Origin of the sequence: Mycobacterium sp., from assembly GCF_050701675.1 — a bacterium.
GTDB lineage: Bacteria > Actinomycetota > Actinomycetes > Mycobacteriales > Mycobacteriaceae > Mycobacterium.
On sequence record NZ_JBOGDD010000184.1, the window covers coordinates 1 to 2,145 of the forward strand.

At 69.1% G+C, this 2,145-nt stretch carries 2 protein-coding genes; one reads left to right on the top strand and one right to left on the bottom strand.

The genetic code is table 11. From position 1 onward, the window contains the following. On the bottom strand, nucleotides 1-1,481 hold a 1,481-nt coding region (locus ACRDUX_RS05400; protein ID WP_526411739.1), incomplete at its 3' end, for an Hsp70 family protein. A gap of 379 nt (nucleotides 1,482-1,860) precedes the next feature. Between ACRDUX_RS05400 and ACRDUX_RS05405 the strand changes: the two genes are divergently transcribed. Next, a partial coding sequence (locus tag ACRDUX_RS05405; protein ID WP_526411741.1) for a nuclear transport factor 2 family protein occupies nucleotides 1,861-2,145 on the top strand: 285 nt, incomplete at its 3' end.

The following is a 2,145-nucleotide window of genomic DNA, read 5'->3' on the forward strand; positions in this document are numbered from 1 at the left end:
GTCACCGTCTCCGTCGGCGGCGGGGGCGGGGGTGGGGGCGGGGCCTCGCTGGTCACCGTGATCACGTTCTGCGGCGGCGCTTCGGTGACGGGCGGCGGCGGCGCGACGCTCGTCGGTGGCGGCAACGGTGGCGAGGTGGCGGTCACCGGCGCACGACTCGGGGTGGGTCGCGTCTCATCGGTGGCACTCGTCAGCGCGATGGCGACACCGCCGACGGCCACCACGGCGATGGTGGCGGCCACGCCGAAGATCAACAGCGGCAACCGTTGCCACGACGACCGCGGTTCGTCTTCTCTACGCGGGTGGTACTGCGCGACCACGCGCGTGGTGCTGGAGTCCGCGTACGGGTCGGCATAGGGGTCCTCGCCGGTGTACGGCTCGAGCTCGGCGAGTGCGTCGTCGTCCTGGGACCAGGCCAGCGCGCGGAATGTCGACGAGCCGGGCGCTGCGTCACCGCCGACCACCGCCTCGGTGACCAGTGCGGTCGGCGCCACGCCGGTCTGCGCATCGGCGTCGACGCCGTACGCGGCGAAGAGCGCGGCGCCCACTGCGGCATCGAGTGCCGGGTGCGGCGTCGTCACCAGCGGTGATCGGTCGCCCTCGGACAGCCTGCGGGTGACCAACGGGATGCGTGCGCCGCCGCCGACCGCGACCACCGCGGAAACGTCGGCCACCGCAATTCGGTTACGCGACAGGGATTCATCCAGTTCGGACAGCACGCCCTCGAACGGCGCCTCCATCAACGCCTCGAGTTCGTCCCTGGTGACCCGCACCGTGGACTGATGCCCTGGCAACTCGACGCGGACGTCCGCCACCTCAGACTCGGAGAGTTCCTCCTTGGCCTGCCTGCACTCCTCGCGCAGCCGGGTCAGCGAACCGACCGACGCGGTGCCCGCTGGATCGACGTCACCCGCGACCGCGTCGAGCACGTGCGCGAGGAGGGCCTGGTCGATCTGGTCCCCGGAGAAGTCCGTAAGGCGCGTGGTCTCGATCGGCTCGAATGACGCCGCGGCGTCGGCCAGGGTGACGCTGGTGCCACCGCCCCCGAAGTCGAGAAGAGCGACCACACCGCGAACGGGAAGGCCGGGATTGGCACCCAGCGCCGTCAGCGAGGCGACCGTATCGGACACCAGCCGGGCGGGAGTTCCGTTCGGCGCGAGGTTCGGCTTGCTGCGCATCGCGTCGCGAAGCGCGCGCAGGGTGGCGCCGTTCCAATGCGCGGGGACGGCGATGGCGATGGAGGACGGGTCACCGCCGGTTTCGGTGACCATCGCGTCGAGCGCCTCGACCATCAACAGGTCGGCGCTGTAGGACGTGCCGTCCGACGCGATCAGCGGTACCGGGTCCCCGACGCGTTCCACGAAGCCGCTCAGCACCTGCCCTGCCACGGGCAGCACGGATCGCCGCGTGACTGGTGGATTGCCCACACGGGCGGCGACCAGGTTGGTCGTCCCGATCGACAACCCCAACGGGTCGCTCATAACGCCGTCCACGATAGCCCGCCCGCAGCCGGGGACACGACAGACACTCCGTGGGAACGTCAGCGAACAGCGTTCTCGCACCTGGGTTTTGGCTATGAATGCGCTTTGCACAGCAACGGCGAACCCACGGCACCGAGGACGATCGGGGACGAGGCGGCAGCCCGACCAGGGATTTCAGCGCGCCGGTGGCTTCACCCATGGCCTGCGCGAACTTAGTCTGGACCGTGGTCCGGACGGCACGCTGAGAACCCGATGGCAAACGGCGTGGCGGCCATCGGCGGGCTTCAATCGGCCCAAACGGCTGAATCGTGGTGATTTGACGTACACGTCAACGACACTCGTGGCAGATCGCTGTGCGGCCGACGGTCGCTGTGTTGCAATGACGGGCATGGGTGACATCGAAGACATTCAGCGAGTCAAGTACCGGTATCTGCGCGCGCTCGACACGAAGCACTGGGACGAGTTCGCCGACACGCTCACCGAGGACGTAATCGGCGACTACGGCGAGTCCCTCGGCGAGGAGCACCACTTCACGGACCGCGCCACGCTGGTCGCGTTCATGCGCGACTCGATGCCCGCCGACGTCATCACCGAGCACCGGGTGACGCACCCCGAAATCGACGTCGACGGCGACGAGGCGACCGCCATCTGGTATCTGCAGGAC